This is a genomic window from Bacteroides sp. AM44-19 (genome assembly GCF_003603395.1).
GTDB classification, from domain to species: Bacteria; Bacteroidota; Bacteroidia; order Bacteroidales; family Bacteroidaceae; genus Bacteroides; species Bacteroides uniformis.
Genome location: NZ_QTNB01000008.1, coordinates 114,008 through 135,633 on the forward strand (window position 1 = coordinate 114,008; position 21,626 = coordinate 135,633).

The 21,626-nt window shown below is 39.2% G+C and carries 14 protein-coding genes and 2 tRNA genes; 10 read left to right on the plus strand and 6 right to left on the minus strand.

Annotated features, from left to right (window positions below; all coding sequences use genetic code 11):
• Positions 1–23 precede the first annotated feature (23 nt).
• From DW947_RS13410 to DW947_RS13450, 9 genes are all read left to right on the plus strand, one after another.
• Positions 24–2,585, plus strand: a complete 2,562-nt coding sequence (locus DW947_RS13410) for a GH116 family glycosyl hydrolase (protein ID WP_008665498.1) — start codon at positions 24–26, stop codon at positions 2,583–2,585.
• Positions 2,586–2,674: 89 nt separating this feature from the next.
• Entirely contained in the window at positions 2,675–5,926 is a 3,252-nt protein-coding gene (locus tag DW947_RS13415) for a SusC/RagA family TonB-linked outer membrane protein (protein ID WP_005823644.1), read from the plus strand.
• Positions 5,927–5,938: 12 nt separating this feature from the next.
• The gene (locus DW947_RS13420) at positions 5,939–7,429 is read left to right on the plus strand and encodes a RagB/SusD family nutrient uptake outer membrane protein (protein ID WP_005823643.1); all 1,491 of its coding nucleotides are present in this window, start codon (positions 5,939–5,941) and stop codon (positions 7,427–7,429) included.
• Positions 7,430–7,512: 83 nt separating this feature from the next.
• Positions 7,513–8,709, plus strand: coding sequence for a sialidase family protein (locus DW947_RS13425; protein WP_005823642.1), 1,197 nt, complete (start codon positions 7,513–7,515; stop codon positions 8,707–8,709).
• A 15-nt stretch (positions 8,710–8,724) separates the two neighbouring features.
• Positions 8,725–9,915, plus strand: coding sequence for a glycoside hydrolase family 172 protein (locus DW947_RS13430; RefSeq protein ID WP_005823641.1), 1,191 nt, complete (start codon positions 8,725–8,727; stop codon positions 9,913–9,915).
• 37 nt (positions 9,916–9,952) lie between these two features.
• Entirely contained in the window at positions 9,953–12,562 is a 2,610-nt protein-coding gene (locus DW947_RS13435) for a glycoside hydrolase family 3 N-terminal domain-containing protein (protein ID WP_117962671.1), read from the plus strand.
• The gene (locus DW947_RS13440) at positions 12,555–14,372 is read left to right on the plus strand and encodes a family 20 glycosylhydrolase (protein WP_005823636.1); all 1,818 of its coding nucleotides are present in this window, start codon (positions 12,555–12,557) and stop codon (positions 14,370–14,372) included. Before DW947_RS13435 ends, DW947_RS13440 begins: the two co-directional genes overlap by 8 nt.
• Before the next feature lie 25 nt (positions 14,373–14,397).
• Complete coding sequence (locus DW947_RS13445) at positions 14,398–16,953, plus strand: GH116 family glycosyl hydrolase (RefSeq protein WP_008665489.1); 2,556 nt, start codon at positions 14,398–14,400, stop codon at positions 16,951–16,953.
• 191 nt (positions 16,954–17,144) lie between these two features.
• Positions 17,145–17,510: a hypothetical protein gene (locus tag DW947_RS13450; RefSeq protein WP_005823632.1), complete on the plus strand. Its 366-nt coding sequence runs from the start codon at positions 17,145–17,147 to the stop codon at positions 17,508–17,510.
• Between the two features lie 95 nt (positions 17,511–17,605).
• On the opposite strand, the gene DW947_RS13455 is transcribed toward DW947_RS13450, so the two are convergent.
• Together DW947_RS13455 and DW947_RS13460 are read right to left on the minus strand one after the other, a co-directional pair.
• Entirely contained in the window at positions 17,606–18,760 is a 1,155-nt protein-coding gene (locus DW947_RS13455) for an acyltransferase family protein (RefSeq protein ID WP_008665488.1), read from the minus strand.
• 100 nt (positions 18,761–18,860) lie between these two features.
• On the minus strand, positions 18,861–19,424 hold the full coding sequence (locus DW947_RS13460; protein WP_005823628.1) for a Crp/Fnr family transcriptional regulator: 564 nt from the start codon (positions 19,422–19,424) through the stop codon (positions 18,861–18,863).
• Between the two features lie 173 nt (positions 19,425–19,597).
• On the opposite strand from DW947_RS13460, the gene DW947_RS13465 reads away from it, so the two are divergent.
• Positions 19,598–19,894 (plus strand): hypothetical protein, encoded by a 297-nt coding sequence (locus DW947_RS13465; protein ID WP_005823625.1) that lies wholly within the window; start codon positions 19,598–19,600, stop codon positions 19,892–19,894.
• Between the two features lie 133 nt (positions 19,895–20,027).
• Here DW947_RS13465 and DW947_RS13470 read toward each other — a convergent pair.
• The 4 genes from DW947_RS13470 to DW947_RS13485 form a co-directional block, all read right to left on the minus strand.
• Positions 20,028–20,100, minus strand: a tRNA-Gly gene (locus DW947_RS13470).
• A gap of 9 nt (positions 20,101–20,109) precedes the next feature.
• Positions 20,110–20,192: transfer RNA gene (locus DW947_RS13475), tRNA-Tyr, on the minus strand.
• A gap of 73 nt (positions 20,193–20,265) precedes the next feature.
• Positions 20,266–20,760, minus strand: coding sequence for a 6,7-dimethyl-8-ribityllumazine synthase (ribH, locus tag DW947_RS13480; protein ID WP_005823623.1), 495 nt, complete (start codon positions 20,758–20,760; stop codon positions 20,266–20,268).
• Positions 20,761–20,910: 150 nt separating this feature from the next.
• On the minus strand, positions 20,911–21,594 hold the full coding sequence (locus tag DW947_RS13485; RefSeq protein ID WP_008666105.1) for a tetratricopeptide repeat protein: 684 nt from the start codon (positions 21,592–21,594) through the stop codon (positions 20,911–20,913).
• Positions 21,595–21,626 lie beyond the last annotated feature (32 nt).

Sequence of the window (21,626 nt, forward strand, 5' to 3'; positions counted from 1 at the left end):
ATAAATCATTAAAAAAATGATATATGAAAAATGGATTTTATTTTTTAGGTCTATGTATCTGCTTGTGTTTATGGGCTTCTTGCTCCAGTATGGAAGAAGTACGTGATTATAATGAAAAATATACGGGAGAGTATACGAGCAGGATTGCTTTCCCTATTGGGGGATTGGGGACGGGAATGTTTTGTGTAGAAGGTAGTGGTGCAATTTCTAATATGAATATTAGGCATAAAACTGAGATGTTGAATGAACCGACAATGTTTGCCGGATTATATTTGAAAGGGGTAGATAATGGTAGTATTGTTGTGGAAGGACAAGTACCGGATTGGAAAAAATTTGGCCAACCACAGTCAACAAAAGGATACGGCGGCACGTGGGGATTACCTCGATTTAAAGATTGTGATTTTGAAGTAAAATTCCCTTTTGCCAAATTGAGAATGAGTGACGATGAACTGAAGATGGACGTGACAATGAAGGTTTGGAATCCATTTATTCCTACAGATGAAAATAACTCAGGGCTTCCAGTTGCTGGTTTTGAATATACGTTTAAAAATAAATATGCTAAAGAAGTAGAAGCCATATTTTCTTATAATTCAAAGAACTTTGTAGATATTCGTAATGGAGGAGCATCTATTAGGCCAATTGAAAATGGTTTTATAATATCACAGAAAGGAACAGAAACGCAGCCGTTTCATCAGGCTGATTTTGCAATCTTTACAGATGAACCGGAAACTAAGGTTAATTATTGTTGGTTTAGAGGATGGTCTTTTGACTCATTCACGATGTGCTGGAATGAGATGAGCAGTGGGGTAATTAAAGAAAATCCTGCTAATATGGCGGATGCTCCCGGAGCTTCCTTGTATGTACCGTTTAGATTGCAACCGGGAGAGTCAAAGACAATCCGTTTATATATGGCATGGTACGTTCCTTTCTCATTAGTTCGTGAGGGATTGGAACCGATTGATGATGTAGATGTACCTATCGTACCTGTAGTTAATGAAAGAGGAGAGCCCGCAGGCTATATTGATACTTCCATTCAGTTGTCCGATAAATACCGTCCCTGGTATAGCAGTAGATTTGCAAATATAGAGGAAGTCGCAGACTATTGGATGAAAAATTATAATACGTTGAAAGAAAAAACAGAGCTGTTTACTGATGCATTTTATGCTACAACTTTGCCTGCTGAAGTTGTTGAAGCTGTTGCTGCTAATCTTACTATATTAAAATCACCTACGATTTTTCGGCAATACGATGGTCGGATGTGGAATTGGGAAGGTTGCGGTAATGAATATGGCTCTTGCTATGGTTCTTGTACACATGTTTGGAATTATGCTCAAGCTATACCTCATTTGTTTCCTAAAATGGAAAGAACACTGAGGGAAACGGAATTTTTTGTTAGTCAAGCTAAGAATGGGCACCAAGCATTTCGCTCTGCACTTCCTATCCGACCCATCAGACATAATTTTCATGCAGCAGCTGATGGGCAGTTAGGTGGTATTATGAAAGTATACCGTGATTGGCATATATATGGTAATGACGAATGGTTGAAGTTGATTTATTCATACGTACAGAATAGTCTTGATTATTGCATTAATACGTGGGATCCTAAAAGGAAAGGTGTTATAGAGGAACCTCATCATAATACTTATGACATTGAATTTTGGGGGCCTAGTGGTATGATTAATAGTTACTATACTGGCGCATTACAAGCATTTGTTGCTATGGGTGAACATTTGGAGAAAGATATGACAGAATATAGAGAGTTGCTAGATAAGAGTATTGACTACATGGAAAATCAATTGTACGACGGTGAATATTTTATTCAAAATATTCGTTGGAAGGAGTTGCAGGCTTCTGATCCGACGAAAGTACAGTCTGTCAATTCTAATTATTCGAAAGAGGGTTTGGATTTATTGGAAAAGGAAGGGCCGAAATATCAATACGGAAAAGGCTGTTTATCTGATGGAGTAGTAGGAGCATGGCTTTCTTTGGTCTGTGGACTGGACGAGGCTATAGATAGAAAGAAAATATTAAGTCATTTATTGTCTGTTCATAAATATAATTTAAAGAGGAATCTCAGAAAACATGTAAATCCTCAGCGCTCGACTTTTGCTTTAGGTGATGAAGGAGGCTTATTATTATGTTCATGGCCCAAAGGAGGAAAGTTACAACTTCCTTTTGTTTACTCCAATGAGGTATGGACAGGTATTGAATATCAAGTGGCTTCTCATTTGATGTTTGAAGGTGAGGTTGAGAAAGGACTTGATATTGTCCGTACTTGTCGTGATCGGTATGATGGAAGAGTACGTAACCCATTTAATGAATATGAATGTGGGGCATGGTATGCCCGTGCAATGTCTAGTTATGCTATGCTCCAAGCTTTGACTGGAATACAGTATGATGCAGTGGATTCTACTTTATATATTGATTCAAGGATAGGTGATGATTTTACGTCTTTTTTGTCGACGGAAACAGGTTTTGGTAATGTTGGTCTAAAAGATGGTAAACCTTTCATTGAGGTGAAATATGGGAAGATTGATGTGAAAAAGTGCTTTGTTTCTGACATAGAAACAGATTTTGTTAATTGATAGAGAAAGGAGGAATAATGGAAATAAGAAGAAAGTAATTATACAGTGGTGAATCTAATAATAGTTTGAAACACAAATAATCAAAAAAAATGAAAACAATAGACATTAAATCTAATAGCAGGATATTACATTGGGCATTTTATATTTTCCTTTTTACTGTTTTGAGTGTGGGAAGTGTATATGCATCGGAAGATACTCCGTCTGTATTATCCACTAATCAATCAGAAAAGAAAACAGTAAAAGGAAATGTGATGGATGAATATGGACAACCATTGGTGGGGGTAGCTGTACAAGTTAAAGGAACTTCATTAGGTGTTGTTACTGATTTGGATGGAAATTTTAGTTTTAGTATTCCAGTTGATAGTCGTGCCTTGTTATTTTCTTATTTGGGAATGAAAACTCAAGAGGTATCTGCCAATAAGAGTAACTATAAAATAGTGATGGTAGAGGATGCCACCCAAATGGAGGAAGTTGTAGTCATTGGGTATGGTTCTCAGTCTCGTGAGAAGATTACGACATCTGTGACCAAGCTTGATAAAGAGGCTTTGAAGAATGTACCCTATGCAAATGCAGCTTCAGCCTTACAAGGTACAGTGTCTGGTGTACGTGTGCAAAGTATTTCAGGGCAACCAGGTGCAGAACCTCGTATTATAGTCCGTGGTGGTACTTCCATTAATAATCCTAATGGTGCTACTCCACTATATATTATTGATGGTGTTATGAGGGCGAATATGGTTCATATAGCTTCGGAAGATATTGAATCCATCCAAATTCTGAAAGATGCTGCTGCTACTTCTATTTATGGAGCCCAAGGTTCAAATGGTGTTGTAATTGTTACTACTAAAAAGGGGAAGGCCGGTAAAACCAGAGTTGAATATAGATATAATCTGACAATTTCTGATATTGGTAAAAAATATGAATTTGCCAATGCTGAAGAATTTTTGACCCTTATGAGGAAAGGTATGATTTCACCAGCGAAATTTGGAAAAGCTACCGAACAAAGATTGATAGGACATTTAGGTTATGGAACAGGAAATGATCTGACTAATAATACTGCCTTCTCTACTCAATACTTGACTGATGAGAATCGCTATAAATTAGATCAAGGGTGGAAATCAATGCCAGATCCAGTAGATCCGAGTAAGACATTGTTATACTCAGATACTGATTTTCAGGATAAAATTTATCGTACTGGTTTTTCTCATAATCACCATATTGAAGTTTCAGGTGGAACGGAAAAGGCTACCTTTAATATGGGATTAGGGTATATGACTAATGAAGGAACTGTTATTACAACTTCATATAAACGGTATAATTTTAGTTTGAATGGTTCTTTGCAAGCACGGGATAATTTGAAAATTTCAGCTAGAACTACTTATTCAAACTCGTTTACGTATGGTTCTCCATTAGCTGCAGATGCAACATTCTATCGTTCACCGGCTGCCTCACCTACCACTAAATTCAGATTTGAAGATGGTAGTCTGGCTCCAGGAGCTGCCCAGTATCTGGGAAATGCTGTATATCATATGAACAAGGCACAAAGAGAGTATGACTATCAGAATTTATCAATAGGAGTAGATGCAGATTGGACTATATTGCCAGGATTGTCTTTCAAACCAGCTCTTTCTTTATTTGAAGTGAACAGTAATAACTATACTTTTTGGGATGCTTTTTGGAATGGACCGAGAGATTATATAACTACAAGAAATGCAAATGCTGATACTTACAAATGGCGGCAATATCAGGCAGATGCTGTATTCAACTATGTTAAATCTTTCAATGAAAAACACAATTTGAATGTAACAGCTGGTTATGCTTATTATTTTAGGAAAGAGGCCCGTTTAGCAGCTGCTGGTAGAGGTGCTTCTACTGATTTGATTCCTACTTTGAATGCCTCAAGTGTTCCTGTAAGTGTGAGTAGTTCTATTACAGAGCGATCTATGCAAGGTATTTTTGCTCGTATAGGGTATGATTATAAGGATAAATATTTGATTTCTGTATCTGCAAGATATGACGGTGCTTCCAATTTGGGTACGAACAACAAATGGGGATTTTTTCCTGGCGTGTCATTAGGGTGGCATGTGGATAAAGAAAAGTTCTGGTCATTTATGCCTGAGAATCTAATGCGTCTGAAATTGCGTGCCAGCTATGGAGTAAATGGTAATATTTCAGGCTTGGGGGATTATACGGCTCAAGGTAGTTATAGTGTAGGATCTAAATATTTAGGTAATGCAGGTATCACTATGGGAACTATGGCAAATCAAGACTTGAGTTGGGAGGAGTCTAAGACATTTGATATCGGTACTGATATTTCCTTTTTTAATAATCGGTTAAACTTTATCTTTGATTATTTCAATCGTACCACAGATAATTTGCTGACAAATCGCACTTTACCTCATTCTACAGGCTTTGGCTCTATTTTCACTAATTTAGGGCGTTTACAAAATAGAGGTATTGAGTTGGAAATGAATGCAAGAATATTACCGGTATCCAGTTCTATTCAATGGTCATTAGGTTTTAATGCCTCGAAGGTGACCAATAAAATATTGAAGCTGCCAGATAATGGGGTTGAAAATAATCGGATTGGTGGTGAGTACATTTGGGATGCTAAACTGGGTAAACATACTTGGCAAGGTGGTTTACAGGAAGGAGGACGAATTGGAGATTTGTTTGCCTATAAGATGATAGGTGTATATTCTACTGATGAGGAAGCACAGAATGCTAATGAGCCGATAGATAATGTTATTACAGTCCCTGATAAAACCAAATATGGTGGTGATGCAAAGTGGCAAGATACTGATGGTAATGGTGTGATTGACAGTAAAGACCGTGTATATGTTGGTAATATTTATCCGGATTGGACTGGGGGTATTAATACTTCTCTATCTTATAAAGGGTTCGATTTGTATTGCAGACTTGATTTTACATTGGGTCATACCATATATAATTTTGCCAAAGGCTTTTTGGATTATAATTGGCAGGGTGATAATAATATGACGAAAGATGTCGTAAATCGCTCCTGGAAAGAACAAGGTGACAAAGCGGACATGCCGAGATTCTATTGGCATGGTGATCGTGGACAGCAGAATGCTATCCGAGGTAGCTCTTTGTATCATGAATCAGGAGATTTTCTAGCCATTAGAGAAGTTTCTTTAAGTTATACAGTTCCTGCAAATATCATACAAAAGATTCGTTTAAGCGGACTTCGGTTTACGGTTACGGGAAATAATCTGCACTATTTTACTAAATATTCTGGTCTTAATCCAGAAGAAGGTGGACAGGATAATGGTAGATATGCTATGCCGAGAAATATTATTTTTAGTGCAAATGTATCATTTTAATAAAGTAAAGTTATGAAAATTAGAAATATAATAAATAGTACAATAGCTTTGTTTATGGTCCTGACATTTGCTTCTTGTGATGCACTAGACCTTAAGCCAATAAGCTTTATAACGAATGAATCTTTCTGGCAGACAGAAGATGACGTGAAGGGTGCGTTAAATGGTATTTATGTCCAGTTACGAGGAGCTGCTGAACATGATTTGTATATATTGGGGGAAGCGCGTAGCGAAATACTGACTGTAGGTATCGGTGGATATGGCGGATATGATATTTATTATTATAATACGTTGACACAAGCTAATATGCCTATATCCTGGATACGTTATTATCAGATAGTCAATTCATGCAATCTTCTTTTAAAGTATGCTCCCAATGTGACTTTTAATAACGAGACTTCCCGCAATAAAATGTTGGCTCAAGCTTATACAATGAGGGCTTTCATGTATTTTGTGATGACTCGTACATGGGGGGATTTGATAATCCATACAGATCCTATTGAAAACACAAATTCAGAAGTCCTTTATAAAGAAAGAAGACCCCAAACGGAAGTTTTCCAACTGATAAAAGATGATTTGGAGAAAGCTTTGTCTTTATATCCGGATGACAATTTCGGTGATCAAAGAGCTATGTGGTCAAAACCGGCAACATTGGCTTTGAAAGCTGAAGTATATCTTTGGAGTGGAAAAAAAATGAATGGTGGAAGCAGTGATATTGAAACTGCATTAAATGCTTTGAATTCAATTAAAACGGATAAGCTTCGTTTACAGCCGGATTTTGCTGATGTATTTGCTTATGATAATAAGGGTAATGATGAAATCTTGATGAGTGTTAGATTTCAGGATTTGGAATCTGGTATTAACTATTTCAGATATATGTGGATACATGCGAGTGCTGTTCCTGGAGATGCTCCTCAAGAGGTAAAGGATATAGTTTATCCGATAGGGCCGGGACAAGGTATTATAGTAGCTTCGGACGAGTATAGAAAGCAATATACAGAAGATGATACTCGAAAAAATGCTTCTTTTCTTGAGATTTATTCTAAAGATCAGGAAACTGGAGAAAATAAATTTTATGTTAGTGTAGTATTAAAAGGTAAAGGCTTGGTGCGAGATGGTGATCGTATTTTTGCAGATGATATCATATTGTACCGTTATGCTGATATTTTATTAATGAAGGCTGAGGCTAAAAATGCTTTGGGACAAGATCCTTCTGCAGAAATTAATGAGGTCAGGAAACGTGCATATAAAGACAAGTATGAAGAGCATATTTATGTGAATAGCACAAAAGAGGCGAATGATGCAGCTATCTTGAAAGAAAGACTTTTAGAATTGGCTTTTGAAGGTAAAAGGTGGTGGGATTTGGTACGTTTTGACAAAGCCTTTGATTTGGTTCCTTCTTTGAGAGAGCATAAGGGGGAAGATTATATGATGCTGTTCCCCATTCCTTTGTCAACAATAAGCGTGGAGCCGAAAGTTACTCAAAATCCTGGTTGGGATAAATAAAGTATATTATTGAAATCTTTCCAATATGTTGTAACTTTACAGCATATTGGAAAGATTGATAAACGAACATAATAAAATTATATATGAAAAAGTCTATATTTCTCTTTTATTGTCTGCTTGTCCACTTGTGTTCTGCGACAACATTGTTTGCTCAACAGAATGACGTTTTGATACCAGGTGTCAAGAAAATAAAGGATGTAATAATATATAAGGATACCATGTTTTACTCCGCTTTTCCTTCAGCTGTAAAATTATCGAATGGAGAGATACTGGTATCGTTCAGAAGAGCTCCAGACCGTAAAGTCTTTAAGGAGAAGAAGAATAATCATTTGGACCCGAATAGTTATCTGGTAGTAGTGAGATCCAAAGATGGCGAACATTGGACCAAGGAACCGGAACTGCTTTATGCCCATCCGTTTGGAGGCTCACAAGATCCATGTTTGTTGAAGTTGAAAGATGGAACACTGCTATGTGCTAGTTATTTGTGGACATTTATTCGTCCGGATGGTTTAGCTGTTCTTAAGAAACCGTTCGTACAGAATACAGACGCTGTTTTTGCAGGAGGATATTTGCTCCGTTCTTATGATGATGGTAGAACTTGGAATGATTTGATTATACCTTGTAGCGTTCCGTCTGAAATAAATTATAGTGGATTGGGAGGTAAATTGCCGGCTTATAATCGTGGCGCTTTGTATGAAGGAAAAGATGGACGTATTTTTTGGGCAGTAGTAGCTTCTGATACAGAAGCTTTAAGAAATACGTCGGTCTATTTGCTTATATCCAAAGATAAAGGAAAAACATGGGAATACGGTACGAAAATTGCTAAAGATAAAAAGGTCTCGTTTAATGAGACTTCCATGTATGAAACGCCTAATGGGGATTTGATTGCTTTTATGCGTTCGGAAGCGTTTGGTGACCAAGCTTGTATTGCACGGTCCATAGATGGTGGGAAAACATTTGGTGAATGGAAAAGTATGGGGTTCAAAGGACATCCTCTCCAGGCAATGAGGCTGCCAGACAATAGAGTTTTGTTGACATATGGTTATCGTCATGAACCTTGTGGAGTTAGAGCCAGAATTCTTAATGCAGAATGTACAGATTTTGCCACGGCTCCTGAGATTATCATAAGAGATGATGCGGATGATGGAGATGTCGGATATACATGGGCTGTACAGCTGGATGAGAAGAGGGTATTGGTGGTATACTATATAAACTTTGACAGAGCCAAAGGTACTAGACATATACAAGGCTCTATTTTAGAGATTGAACCGCAAGGATAATTGTTAATACATAATATGATGAAGAGAAAACAAATTCCGGGCAATATGGATTCCAGCCCTCAAAAGATGTCTCGTCGTAAAGCATTGGCTACTATGGCAGGTGCCGTAGGATTGGCAGCATTACCTGGTGTAGGGCATGCATTGAATCCCATCAAGAAAGAACGGAGAGACATTCAAACCTCTGCTTTTACATCTATCCATACTATGCGTAACGCTGTATCTCGTCAGTTTACGACTTTTGACTTGAATACTAAGATTAAAGCCCATTTGGTTGGACCGGGTGAGAAATCTGTACTGGTAGATCACACTTCTCCTGGTGTAATTACCCGTATGTGGTTTACTATTAATGGTTGGTTTTGGGAAAATTGGGATTTAAGTAAGGAGCGGTGGCCTGATCCTACTATTTTGAAAATGCTGATTTTGCGTATTTATTGGGATGGTGAGGACTATCCTTCTGTAGAATGTCCGATTGGTGACTTCTTTGGTATAGGGCATTGTGAATATAAGCATTATATGTCCAAATATATAGGTATGTCCAGTGGAGGTTTCTATTGTTATTTTCCGATGCCATTTAAAAAGGTAAGGATAGAAGTGGAAAATCTTCATCACCGTTTGACTACAAGCGTTTTCTTAAATGCCAATTATGATCAATTGGAGAGTTTACCTGAGGGTATGGGACGATTCCATTGTTTATATAATGCTGGTACCAATCCTGGTTATGAACCATTAACCATATTGCAGACTAAAGGACATGGACATTTTATTGGCTGTTCCTTGTCCATGCAGAGTTGGCTTCCAAACTACTTGGGATATTTGGAAGCACCCGAGTTTATTTATATCGATACGGAAGACAAAAGTGTACCGACTATAGTTGGTTCTGGACTTGAAGATTATTTTAATGGTGGCTGGTATTTTAGGGAAGGTGAATTCTGTGGAGAGTTGCATGGAGTTCCTATAAAGGATCCGCTCCGTTCGATGGTGAGTATGTATCGTTATCATGAGCAAGATGCAATCTGTTTCAATGAAAGTTTTATTTTTGATTTTATAAATCCCCGTAAACCGGAGCAGACCCGGCCCTTTAAATTCTCTTCGGCGGCTTTCTGGTATCAAGACAAAGCTGTACCTCTGGCGTTCAAATTACCAGAGAAAGAAAAGTTGGTTGATTGGTATAGAATGCGTGATACAGACCATCAAGCTATACCATAAGATTGATATTTATATTTACTTTTTGAATTACTGAAATATGTTACTTGAAGATAGGATTTTGAAAAAATGGTTATTACCTTTTATATTGTCGGTTCTTATTGCCGTAGATTCCATGGCTCAATGCATTCCGGTGTACAAGGATTCTAGTATGTCTGTTGAACGACGGGTTACAGATTTATTGGGTAGAATGACATTACGAGAAAAAATAGCACAATTAAGTCATTTGCATGGTTATCAATTATACAATGGTCAAGAGGTGGATTACCAAAAATTAAGAGATGCAGCTGGTGATATTAGTTACGGCTGTATTGAGGGATTCAATCTTACTGGTGAAAATGTGCGGAAAGCATTTCATGCAATTCAGAAATATATGGTTGAAGAGACACGCTTGGGAATCCCAGTTTTTACAGTAACTGAGTCTTTACATGGCTCGGTACATGATGGTTCTACCATTTTTCCTCAATCTGTAGCCGTTGGTAGTACTTTTAATTTAGATTTGGCTTATCAGATGACTAAAGCAATTGCTACAGAATTAAGGTCCCAAGGGGTAATTCAGACTCTTTCACCAGGATTGGATGTTGTTCGGGATTTGCGATGGGGGCGTGTTGAGGAATCGTTTGGTGAAGATCCTTGGCTAGTGGGACAGATGGGGATTGCACAAGTGAAAGGTTATATTGACGGAGGAATATCTCCAATGTTGAAACCTTTTGGACCGGGAGGAGCTCCTTTGGGAGGGCTGAACTTGGCTTCAGTTGAGAGTGGAGAACGGGATATACGTAATATCCATATCAAGCCGTATGAGATGGCTGTTCGGAATACGGAAGTGAAGGCGGTGATGACCTCCTATAATTCTTGGAATGGCATCCCTAATTCTGCTTCTTCTTATTTACTGACGAATATTTTACGCAATGAATGGGGATTCAAAGGATATGTATATTCCGATTGGGGGGCAGTGGCTATGTTGAAGGATTTTCAGCATACAGCTAAGGATGATAGTGAAGCGGCTATCCAAGCCTTGACTGCGGGGGTGGACTTGGAAGCTTCCAGTAATTGCTATTGGGCTTTGGAGCAATTGATAGAGCAAGGCAGGTTTGATGAAAAATATGTGGATTTGGCTGTTGGACGTATCTTACGTGTTAAATTTGAATTAGGATTGTTCGAGAATCCATATCAGGGCGCTGACATGCCGGAAGTAGCCATGCGTACTAAAGAAGCGGTGGAGCTATCGCGCAGAGTGGCTGATGAATCGATTGTTTTATTGAAGAATGAAAATACTCTTTTACCCTTAAATTTGAATAAAATAAAATCATTAGCAGTGATTGGGCCGAATGCTAATCAAGTACAGTTCGGGGATTATACATGGAGCCGGAGTAATAAAGATGGGGTTACTCCACTTGAAGGCCTAAAGAAACGGGTTGGAAATAAGATAAAAATAAATTATGCGGCAGGATGTGATCTTATTACAGATAATAAATCCGGATTTGATGAAGCTGTAGCTGCTGTAAAAGCGAGTGACATGGCTGTTGTATTTGTTGGTTCTTCTAGTGCTTCACTGGCACGTGACTATTCAGATGCTACATGTGGGGAGGGGTTTGACCTCTCTTCTCTGGATCTGACAGGTGTACAAGAAGAATTGGTGGAAGAAATCTATGCAATAGGAAAACCTGTTATAGTTGTATTGGTTACAGGTAAGCCTTTTTCTATTTCTTGGATAAAAGAACATATTCCAGCCATAGTTGTACAATGGTACGGTGGTGAGAAAGCTGGAGATGCAATAGCTGATATGTTATTGGGAAATATTAATCCTTCAGCCAAACTTCCATTCTCGTTTCCGCAGAGCGTAGGACATTTACCGGTTTTTTATAATCATTTGCCAACGGACAAAGGATTCTATCGTCGTCCTGGTAGACCAAATGAACCTGGACGTGATTATGTTTTTTCTTCACCAGCTCCGTTATGGTCTTTTGGGCATGGATTGAGTTATACTACATTTGAGTATTTGAATGCTCATTATTCTGCAGAGTTATTACATCCATCTGATACCTTGATTGTCAGTGTATCTTTGAAGAATACGGGTAGTGTAGCGGGAAAGGAGGTAGTACAGCTTTATGTTCGAGATGTGGTCAGTTCGGTTGTGACTCCAGTCAAGCAACTGAAGGCATTCTCAAAACCATTCTTACAACCAGGCGAAATGCAGACAGTTGTTTTGAAGCTACCAATACAAGAATTGGCCTTATATGATTTGAGCATGAAAAAAGTAGTAGAAGAAGGGGAGTATGAAATACAGATAGGAACAGCCTCAGATGATATCAGATTACGAAGGACAATCTTTGTTGGCAGACAGCCGGTGACTAGTAATAGTCTTGGTCATAACGACTTCTGCATGGATGAAATTGTGAAGAATCCAGGAAGAAAGATAAAGGTTGCTGGTTGTGTCAGAGATGTACAAGCAACCCCTATAAGTGGAATTGAAATCAAATCTAATTATTCTGGTAGAACGGTTATAAGTAAGGAAGGCGGAAGATATTCCATTCTGACTGTAGAAAACGATGTGCTAACGATTTCTGCCAAAGGATTCGAGACAGTAAATATCAAGGTGAATAAACAAAAGGATATAGATATAAAATTGAATTACAGTCATGATTAAACACGAAATCAGATGGGAATACATATTGGTAATATGTATTATTCTCGGTACGTTACCTTGTAATGCACAGTCAGTAATTCCTATGCCAAAAGAAATGGTGATGGGAGAAGGTTCTTGGGATGTATCTGCCGATACACGTATAAATTACAGTAATGATGCGCTTACCAAAACAGTCAGTCTCTTTAATAATTATTTAGATGGACGGTTTGGGGTGACTTTGAAGAAAGGATCGAAAGGAAAGAATGCCATTCATTTGCAGATAGACAAGAAAATGCCTTTAGAGGCATATTCATTAGTTGTGGATGATAAGGGAGTAACAATCAAGGGAAGTGAAGCTGGAATATTTTATGGAATTCAGACATTGCAGCAGTTACTTGTTGATAAGGGAAATGGATGCATACAGCTTCCGTATATTATGATAAATGATGAACCCCGTTTTGGTTATCGTGGTTTGATGTTGGATGTTGCACGTTATTTTTACTCAGTGGAATATGTAAAAGAGTATATAGATTTAATGGCTCGTTATAAAATAAATAGATTCCATTGGCATTTGACAGAAGATGCCGGGTGGCGTATTGAAATAAAAAAGTATCCAGAATTGACCAAAATTGGGGCATGGCGTAATAGTACTCAGTGGGGGCATAATCCGACAGAACAAGATCGTATTCCACATGGAGGATTCTATACTCAGGAGCAGATTAAGGAGATTATCCAATATGCGGCAGATAGGTACATCACTATTGTTCCGGAGATCGATTTACCAGGACATACAATGTCTGTTTTAGCTACATATCCGGAGCTGTCTTGCACGGGCGGACCATTTCGGATACCGGAAACTTGGGGTATTAAGGAGGAAGTTCTTTGTCTCGGTAATGATAAAACCTATCGGTTTGTAGAAGATGTTTTATCTGAGGTGATAGATTTGTTTCCCGGTGAGTATATTCATATAGGCGGTGATGAGGCACCTAAAAGACGTTGGAAAGAATGTCCGAAGTGTCAACGACGCATTAAGGAAAATAAATTGAAAGATGAACATGAATTACAAAGTTACTTCATCCATCATTTGGATGAATTTGTAACGGGGAAGGGGCGAAAAATCATTGGTTGGGATGAAATCTTAGAAGGTGGTCTGGCACCGAATGCTGCTGTAATGAGCTGGAGAGGAGAAAACGGTGGAATTGCTGCAGCGGGAATGGGGCATAAAGTGGTGATGGCTCCCAATAACTATATGTATATTGATTATTATCAGAGTGAGGATTATACTAATGAGCCTTTAAATATAGGAGGACTGGTTACGTTGGAACATATCTACAGCTATGAACCTTATACGCCTAAGCTTACAAAAGAGCAATGCGGTTATATAATGGGGGTACAAGCTAATGTTTGGGGAGAATTTATACATCATCCTGATAAAGTGAACTATATGGCATATCCTCGGGCTATGGCCCTTTCAGAAATAGGTTGGTCACCTGCGGAAAAGAAGAATTATGCAGATTTCCGTGAAAGATTAGCGGGATGTTTGGCTGAACTGGATAGACAAGGGGTTACTTTCCGTATTCCCGAACCGATTGGTTGGGATAAAGCTATTGTTAGAGGCGGTAACGCGATAGTGGATTTGAAGCCGTCAGTAGAGGGTGCTGATATATATTATACCACAGATGGTACCGATCCTCGTTTATATGGAAAACTCTATACGGATACATTGCAGTTACCTTTATCTTTCAGTGGAGTAAATATAAAATGTTATCTCCGCCTTTCTTCCGGTAGAAGTAGTGCTGTTTATACAGTTGTAGCTCCTGATACAAAATAAAAAAATGATAATAAATACAGTATTTATGACGAAATATTTATTAATATGTCTGGTAGTTTGTGCACTGATTTTTCAAGGGTGCTGGCATCATGAGAGTGCGGTTGAACGTGGCTATAATGAGAAGTATATAGGTGAATATACGCGTAAAATAGCTTTCCCTATAGGAGGTATAGGCACGGGCATGTTCTGTATTGAAGGAACAGGAGCATTGAGTAATATGTCTATACGTCATAGACCGAATGTTTTCAATGAACCAACGATGTTTGCTGCAATTCATGTGAAAGGTTATGAGTATGGTACACGCATTCTGGAAGGGCCGGTTCCAGAATGGAAAAAATTTGGTGCTCCTAATTCCAGCCGTGGAGACGGCGGCTCATGGGGAATGCCCCGGTTTAAGGAGTATAGTTTCCAGTCACGTTTCCCTTTTGCGGAGGTAGAGTTGGCAGATCAGAATGTCCCTATAGATGTGAAACTGGTTGCCTGGAATCCATTTATACCAACGGATGAAGATAATTCAAGTCTACCGGTTGCTGGGTTTGAATATGAGTTTCATAATACCAGTAATGAGGAAGTACAAGCCGTCTTTTCATATAATAGTATGAATTTTATGCAAACTCCGGGTAGAGGTAAAGCGTATATAGATGCAGCAAAGAATGGATTCATTCTAAGACAGACAGGCACAGAGAATGAACCTTTCTGTCAAGGTGATTTTATGATTTATACTGACAATCCCCAGACGGTAGTTAATCATAACTGGTTTCGTGGAGGTTGGTTCGACCCATTGAGCATTTGTTGGGATAACTTGGAAGAGGGCAGAATGGAAGAGAATCCAGCAGGCTTGGAAGGAGCAGTGGGAGCTTCGTTATATGTGCCGTTTACTTTAGCACCTGGTGAGACTCGTAATATAAGGTTGTACATGGCTTGGCATGTCCCTTATTCACAAGAACGAATAGGTGGAATCCCACGTACAGATACTGATATCCCTGATGCACCAGTTTGTCCAGATGAATTGAGTAACTGTTATACTTATGAGAATAATTTTGAAGGGAATTACCGCCCTTGGTATAGCAGTAGGTTTGGCAGTATACAAGATGTTGCAAACTACTGGTTGGATAATTATGATGCATTGAAAAAGAATACTCAGTTGTTCACTGATGCTTTCTATGATTCTACTCTTCCACCTGAAGTTAAGGAGGCTGTTGCTGCTAATTTGAGTATATTGAAATCTACTACAGTACTTCGCCAATACGATGGGCGTATGTGGAATTGGGAGGGAAGTCATGATAATTGGGGCTCTTGTCATGGTTCATGCACGCATGTTTGGAATTATGCGCAAGCTGTATCTCATCTTTTCCCAAAATTAGAACGTACATTACGTGAAACAGAATTTTTTGTGAGCCAGGATAAAAGGGGACATCAAGTGTTCCGTACGAATCTGCCTATCAGTCCTACTGTCCATGATTTTCATTCGGCGGCAGATGGGCAATTAGGAGGTATAATGAAGGTATATCGTGAATGGAGAATTATGGGTGATATAAATTGGCTGAAGATGATGTATCCAGCTGTGAAGAAAAGTATGGATTATTGTATCCGTACTTGGGATCCGAGAGAGGTTGGAGCTGTTGAAGAACCTCACCATAATACGTATGATATAGAGTTTTGGGGCGCGAATGGGATGATTACCAGTTTTTATGTAGGAGCATTACAAGCTATTTGCTTGATGGGTAAAACGGTAGGCGATGATATTTCCCGTTATGAAGAATTGATGAATAAAAGTAAAGCATATTTGGAGAGCAAACTTTTTGATGGAGAGTATTTTATTCAGAACATTCAATGGACTGGATTGGACGCTCCAGACCCAGTTGATGCCCAATCGTTTGTGACCCATTATACGCCAGAAGCTTTAAAAATCCTACAAGAAGAAGGTCCGAAATATCAGTATGGTAAAGGTTGTTTGTCTGACGGAATATTGGGCTCTTGGATGACATTGGTATGTGGAATGCCGGAGGTGGTCGATCGTCTGAAAGTAAAAAGTCATTTGATTTCTGTCCATAAGTATAACTTTAAAAAGAGCTTAAGTAACCATGTCAACCCTCAACGTTCCACCTTTGCATTGGGAGAGGATGGGGGATTATTACTTTGTACCTGGCCGAAAGGTGGTAAGCTAAAATTGCCTTTTGTATACAGTAACGAAGTGTGGACTGGAATTGAATATCAAGTGGCTGCTCATCTTATGTTTGAAGGAGAAGTGGAAAAAGGGCTTGAAATAGTGAGAACTTGCCGTGATCGTTATAATGGTCGTGTTCGTAATCCGTTTAATGAATATGAGTGTGGAGCATGGTATGCTCGTGCAATGGCCAGTTATGCTATGCTAGAAGGCCTTACGGGAATACGCTATGATGCAGTAGACAAAATTTTGTATATAGATTCGCGGATTGGAGATGATTTCACTTCATTCTTGTCTACGGAAACGGGTTTTGGTAATGTTGGACTTAAGGAAGGAAAGCCGTTTATAGATGTGAAATATGGGGTAATAGATGTACAGAAATGTATCGTTTCCGGTAAGGAAATTCAATTATAGTTTGGATAAGGTTCTTGATTATATACAAATTGTGAAATTTGTAGTATTGTAAGATTTACATGTATAGATTAGATGGTTTTATGAGAGTTCTGTGGGGCTGTGATTGTTCCACAGAACTATTTTTATGTTATTTGCAGATTTTTGCAACCAAACTTCATCTTTCTGCGTCTAATAAATAAAAAGAGGAGATTATGAATATGAAAATGAATTTTTCTATGGACGAGATTCGTCTTAAAGTAGAGGAGTATATAAAGAAAGGTAGTCGGGCAGCTGGTCGTCCCGTACTGACAGCTTATTATGTCCTGACTGCTGATTCTACTCCAGAGAGTGAAAGGACAAATATCATGATTGCTTTGGTGGCCATTGTGTTTCCTGCCGGTATAGAAGACCTCTTGGGACAAGTCTTTATGGTAGGGAAGGGATTTGCTGCAATCTATGCTTATAAGAAAATGAAGAAATACATCACTCCACAGATAAAGGATAAGGTAGAGGCAAAATTGGATGAGTGGTTCCATGAGAATGTGATGGAAGTAGTGGAACCGCTTTATCTGGAATAACAGTTCGCCACAAAGATCATACTGATTTGCGCAGATTGAATTTATATCGGGAATTTGTATCTGTGCGAATCAGCATAATCTCCGTGACGGACTGTTTATTGTTTTTTGCTCAAGAAGCGTCTGGCCAGATATTTCCGTACCGGTTCATCATAGAATTTTAAGCATAGATAAGCCAATAATATGTTCCATGCGTAAACACACAAGGCAACCTGCCAAGTCTGCTCCAACGTGAAGAGCTGGTTCTTGATGAGCCATGCATAGAACAAGTACATAAATGGATAATGTATCACATAGACTGGATAGGATATATCTCCCAGGAACTTGCATATCTGGGTCGATTTTTTATCCGTTGTGGTACCGGAAGCTCCTAACCAGACGAGAACCGGAAAAGCGATGATTACACAGAACGCTTCATAAATGCCATTTGTACAGACCGGTGTTGCACCTTCCAAGTAGGGCACTGAAAACAAGGTAACCAATGCAATGGCACATATCCAGAAAGCACCTTTCACCTTGATAGGCTTGAAGTTGCGCGACAAAAGCATGCCCATGGAGAAAGGAAAAAGCATCCTCAGCAATCCGCCGCCAAAGTTTATTCCGTCCAGTGTCCAGCCTACCCCCATATTTCCGTATCCGGAGATGTCGAAAATGGCGAATGATGCCAATGCCACTCCCAGCAATATTGTCAGTACGGCAAGGGCTTTGTTTGATAAGCGGTGGATAAACAAGGCATAAAGGATGTTGCCTAAATATTCAAAAAACAAGGACCAGCATGGACCATTCAAAGGAAACATTTCGCCATTACCACGGACTTCATAACCTGCACCTGGCATTGCGGGAATAAAAAATATAGTGCAAAGAAGGGACAGCATAATCATGGAGAGGGCAATATGTGTTCCGTCCCATTGTACGCATCCTTGAAGACAGAAAGTAATGGCACCCAGGACAGCTCCCATAATGACCATCGGATGGAGACGTATCAGGCGCCGTTTAAAGAAGTTTTTCATTGTGAGGTTCCTGCCCCAACGGTCGTCATAAGCATACCCGATAACGAATCCCGATAGTATAAAGAAGAAATCTACAGCTAAATAGCCGTGGTTGAAGGTTTCGATAATGCTACCACCGGCAAAAGCATAGCCTTCGAATATATGATACCATATAACCATCAAGGCTGCTACGCCACGGAGCCCGTCGAGAAGGTCATAATGTGCTTTGGTGTCTGAAAAGGCAGAAGATGAAATGTGCGACATCTGTTTTTTTTCTGTTGTTTGGTTAATGTTTTCGGATCTCAAAGATACGCCATGCGAAGCGAAGTTCTTTTGCTTAAAAGCAAAAAAGAACGGCAATCTTCTATTTTTTTGCGCGTACCCGGCTGAGAGTATAGATGGAAATACCCAGGAAGGCTGCCACATATTTTAGCTTCACCCGATTTATCAGTCTGGGGTAACGGCGGTTAAATTGTTCATACCGCTCTTTGGGAGGCAGTTGGAGCCTTTCCACAAACATATGACTGAGCTCTTTGTTTACGTTCTGATGCAGTATTCTGCCCCAGTTGGCTATATCAATATATGTTTCGTAGAGAGCATTTAACTTGTCTATGTGGATGACGTAGATTTTGCAGTCCGAAAGAGTTTCAATGCTTTCTACTGACGGCTGCTGATAGTACAGTGAATCCATTCCGAAGGTTACATCACCTTCCTGGCTGAACCAAGTGGTGGTATCTTGTCCGTCGTGATGAAATACGGAACGGGTGACCCCTTCCTCAATGAAATAAACCAAACGGTCTGTCACTCCTGCTTGTACTATATAAGTTCCTTTAGGGTAGTGTCTTACCTGCATATTCATCAGCAATGCCTGAAGAGCTTCTTCGGAAACCGGATAAATCTGCCTGATTTTATGAATGATGTTGTTCATTGGAGGGGAGCTTTTTATTCGTTTACAAACTTACATAATTTTATTAACTAAAACTGAACTTTGATATACAAATGTGTGCGTTGCCTTATAAGCGTTTATGGTATAATGGAATTTTTCTTGTAAAAGAGATGTTTGTTCTTTGAATATTGTATCTTTGTAGAAAACGGTAGCCTATGAATAAAATATTGGTAACATTATTGGCTCTAATCGGAGGCAGCTGCATTTCATTCGCACAGATGGAGACTGGAAGAGTTTCCGATACAGCTGAGGATACATTGAGAATAGAAAATGAAATTGTCGCTGTTGATACCGGATTTTACCAGTCAGTAGTCCGCTATGATACGGTGCGCTATAATTTGAAAATGCAGAGTGTTTACAAAAAGGCTTTTCAACTAAAGAATGATGTTTTTGTGGAAAAGATGAAAGAGCCGTGGTTAGATGATATTCTCAGAAATATCTTATTTAAATAACCATGAATTTGTGCTTTGCGTCATTCGGTTGACTTCCTGGTTTAACTCACTCGGTTAAACCACACTAAATTCAGCATTCTCTAAAAACAAAAATCAGATAGAAATCTTGCGATAACTATCTGATTTTCAGAAGAGCGGAAGACGGGGCTCAAACCCGCGACCCTCAGCTTGGAAGGCTAATGCTCTATCAACTGAGCTACTTCCGCAATTTTTTGTGGGCAAAGATGGATTCGAACCACCGAAGGCGTAAGCCAGCAGATTTACAGTCTGCCCCATTTGGCCACTCTGGTATTTGCCCTTTTGCACTTAAGATTCTATCTCAATTCTCTCATTGAGTAGCTTTGTTTCTCAATTGCGGTGCAAAGATACGACTATTTTTGTAAACTCCAAGCAAAATCTATCATTTTTATTGCAGTAATTGCACATTCGTCTCCTTTATTACCCAGCTTGCCACCGGCGCGGTCTTCTGCTTGCTCCATAGTATTGGTAGTAATTAATCCGTAAATTACTGGTACATCGCCACTTGCGTTTAATTGGGTAATTCCTTGGGTAGCACCCATGCAAACATAGTCAAAATGTGGAGTATCTCCTCTGACTACACAACCAATTGCAATAACTGCATCGACTTCGCTGTATTCGATAAGTTGGTTGGCGCCGAAAGTCAGTTCAAAACTGCCGGGTACTGTTTTTACCAGAATATTTTCATCTTTGGCTCCATGTTTTTTTAAGGTGTCTATGGCACCTTTTAGGAGAGCACCGGTAATATTATAATTCCACTCAGATACAACGATGCCGAATTTCATTTTTTCCGCGCTGGGTACAGAACTGAAATCGTAGTCTGAAAGATTGTGATAAGCTGTTGCCATAAATAAGGAATTAAGAATTAAAAATTAATAATTGAAAATTAAAGGGAGAGGGGAGATAAAAGAGGCACGGACTACATGGATTCACGGCTATTGTGTCTTTCCGTGTTTTCCGTGTAATCCGTGCCTGAGATGTCTTTATAATAAGGTATATTACTTCTTCAACAGTTTGGCTTGTTCGATATACTTGTCGATATCCATTGCCTGGTATGAACGGAAGTATTTATCCTTGATAGTGGTATACGCCTGAATTGCATCGTCATACTTACCTTGCTTTACCAGGATTTCTCCGGCTTGCAGCAGGTAGATGGGGCTGAGGGAGTTGTTGTCGGCTGCGTTGGCGGCTTTCAGCAGCATGGAAGCGGCTTTGTCCAGTTGGCCGAGCTGCGCATAGCAGTTACCCATAGCACCTTTCATGGCAGGAGCTACCATTTGGTCGTCTCCGTCAAAGCTGTCCAATGCTTTCACTGCTTCGTCATATTTGCCGAGGTGTGCATAGCAGAGACCCATATAAGCTTTTGCAAGATTGGCTGCTTTTGTGCCGCTGTATTCGTCTGCCACTTTTACAAATCCGGCAAAACCGATGCTATCACCGTTCAGTGCTTGTGCATAAGCGTCTGCTTCGAAGTATTCTTGTCCTTTGAATAAGGCAGCTTGTGCTTTTTCTTCACGGGGGTCTGCATAAAGGTTCTTGTACATCACTACACCGGCAATGATGATGATTACTGCTACTACAGCGCCGATGATTGCTTTTTTGTTCTTAATGAAAAAGGCCTCCGATTGTGTCAGTGCATCCTCCACGTTTAAGGCTTCATTCGTCTTTTTTTGTTCTGCCATTTTTATATAATCTTTTTGTTATTATTCTTATT

Coding starts and splice junctions, on each gene's coding strand:
- DW947_RS13430 (WP_005823641.1), top strand. CDS start 8,725: ATGATGAAGAGAAAACAAATTCCGGGCAATATGGATTCCAGCCCTCAA.
- DW947_RS13455 (WP_008665488.1), bottom strand. CDS start 18,760: ATGTCGCACATTTCATCTTCTGCCTTTTCAGACACCAAAGCACATTAT.
- DW947_RS13450 (WP_005823632.1), top strand. CDS start 17,145: ATGAATATGAAAATGAATTTTTCTATGGACGAGATTCGTCTTAAAGTA.
- DW947_RS13435 (WP_117962671.1), top strand. CDS start 9,953: ATGTTACTTGAAGATAGGATTTTGAAAAAATGGTTATTACCTTTTATA.
- DW947_RS13445 (WP_008665489.1), top strand. CDS start 14,398: ATGACGAAATATTTATTAATATGTCTGGTAGTTTGTGCACTGATTTTT.
- DW947_RS13425 (WP_005823642.1), top strand. CDS start 7,513: ATGAAAAAGTCTATATTTCTCTTTTATTGTCTGCTTGTCCACTTGTGT.
- ribH (WP_005823623.1), bottom strand. CDS start 20,760: ATGGCAACAGCTTATCACAATCTTTCAGACTACGATTTCAGTTCTGTA.
- DW947_RS13485 (WP_008666105.1), bottom strand. CDS start 21,594: ATGGCAGAACAAAAAAAGACGAATGAAGCCTTAAACGTGGAGGATGCA.
- DW947_RS13420 (WP_005823643.1), top strand. CDS start 5,939: ATGAAAATTAGAAATATAATAAATAGTACAATAGCTTTGTTTATGGTC.
- DW947_RS13465 (WP_005823625.1), top strand. CDS start 19,598: ATGAATAAAATATTGGTAACATTATTGGCTCTAATCGGAGGCAGCTGC.
- DW947_RS13460 (WP_005823628.1), bottom strand. CDS start 19,424: ATGAACAACATCATTCATAAAATCAGGCAGATTTATCCGGTTTCCGAA.
- DW947_RS13410 (WP_008665498.1), top strand. CDS start 24: ATGAAAAATGGATTTTATTTTTTAGGTCTATGTATCTGCTTGTGTTTA.
- DW947_RS13440 (WP_005823636.1), top strand. CDS start 12,555: ATGATTAAACACGAAATCAGATGGGAATACATATTGGTAATATGTATT.
- DW947_RS13415 (WP_005823644.1), top strand. CDS start 2,675: ATGAAAACAATAGACATTAAATCTAATAGCAGGATATTACATTGGGCA.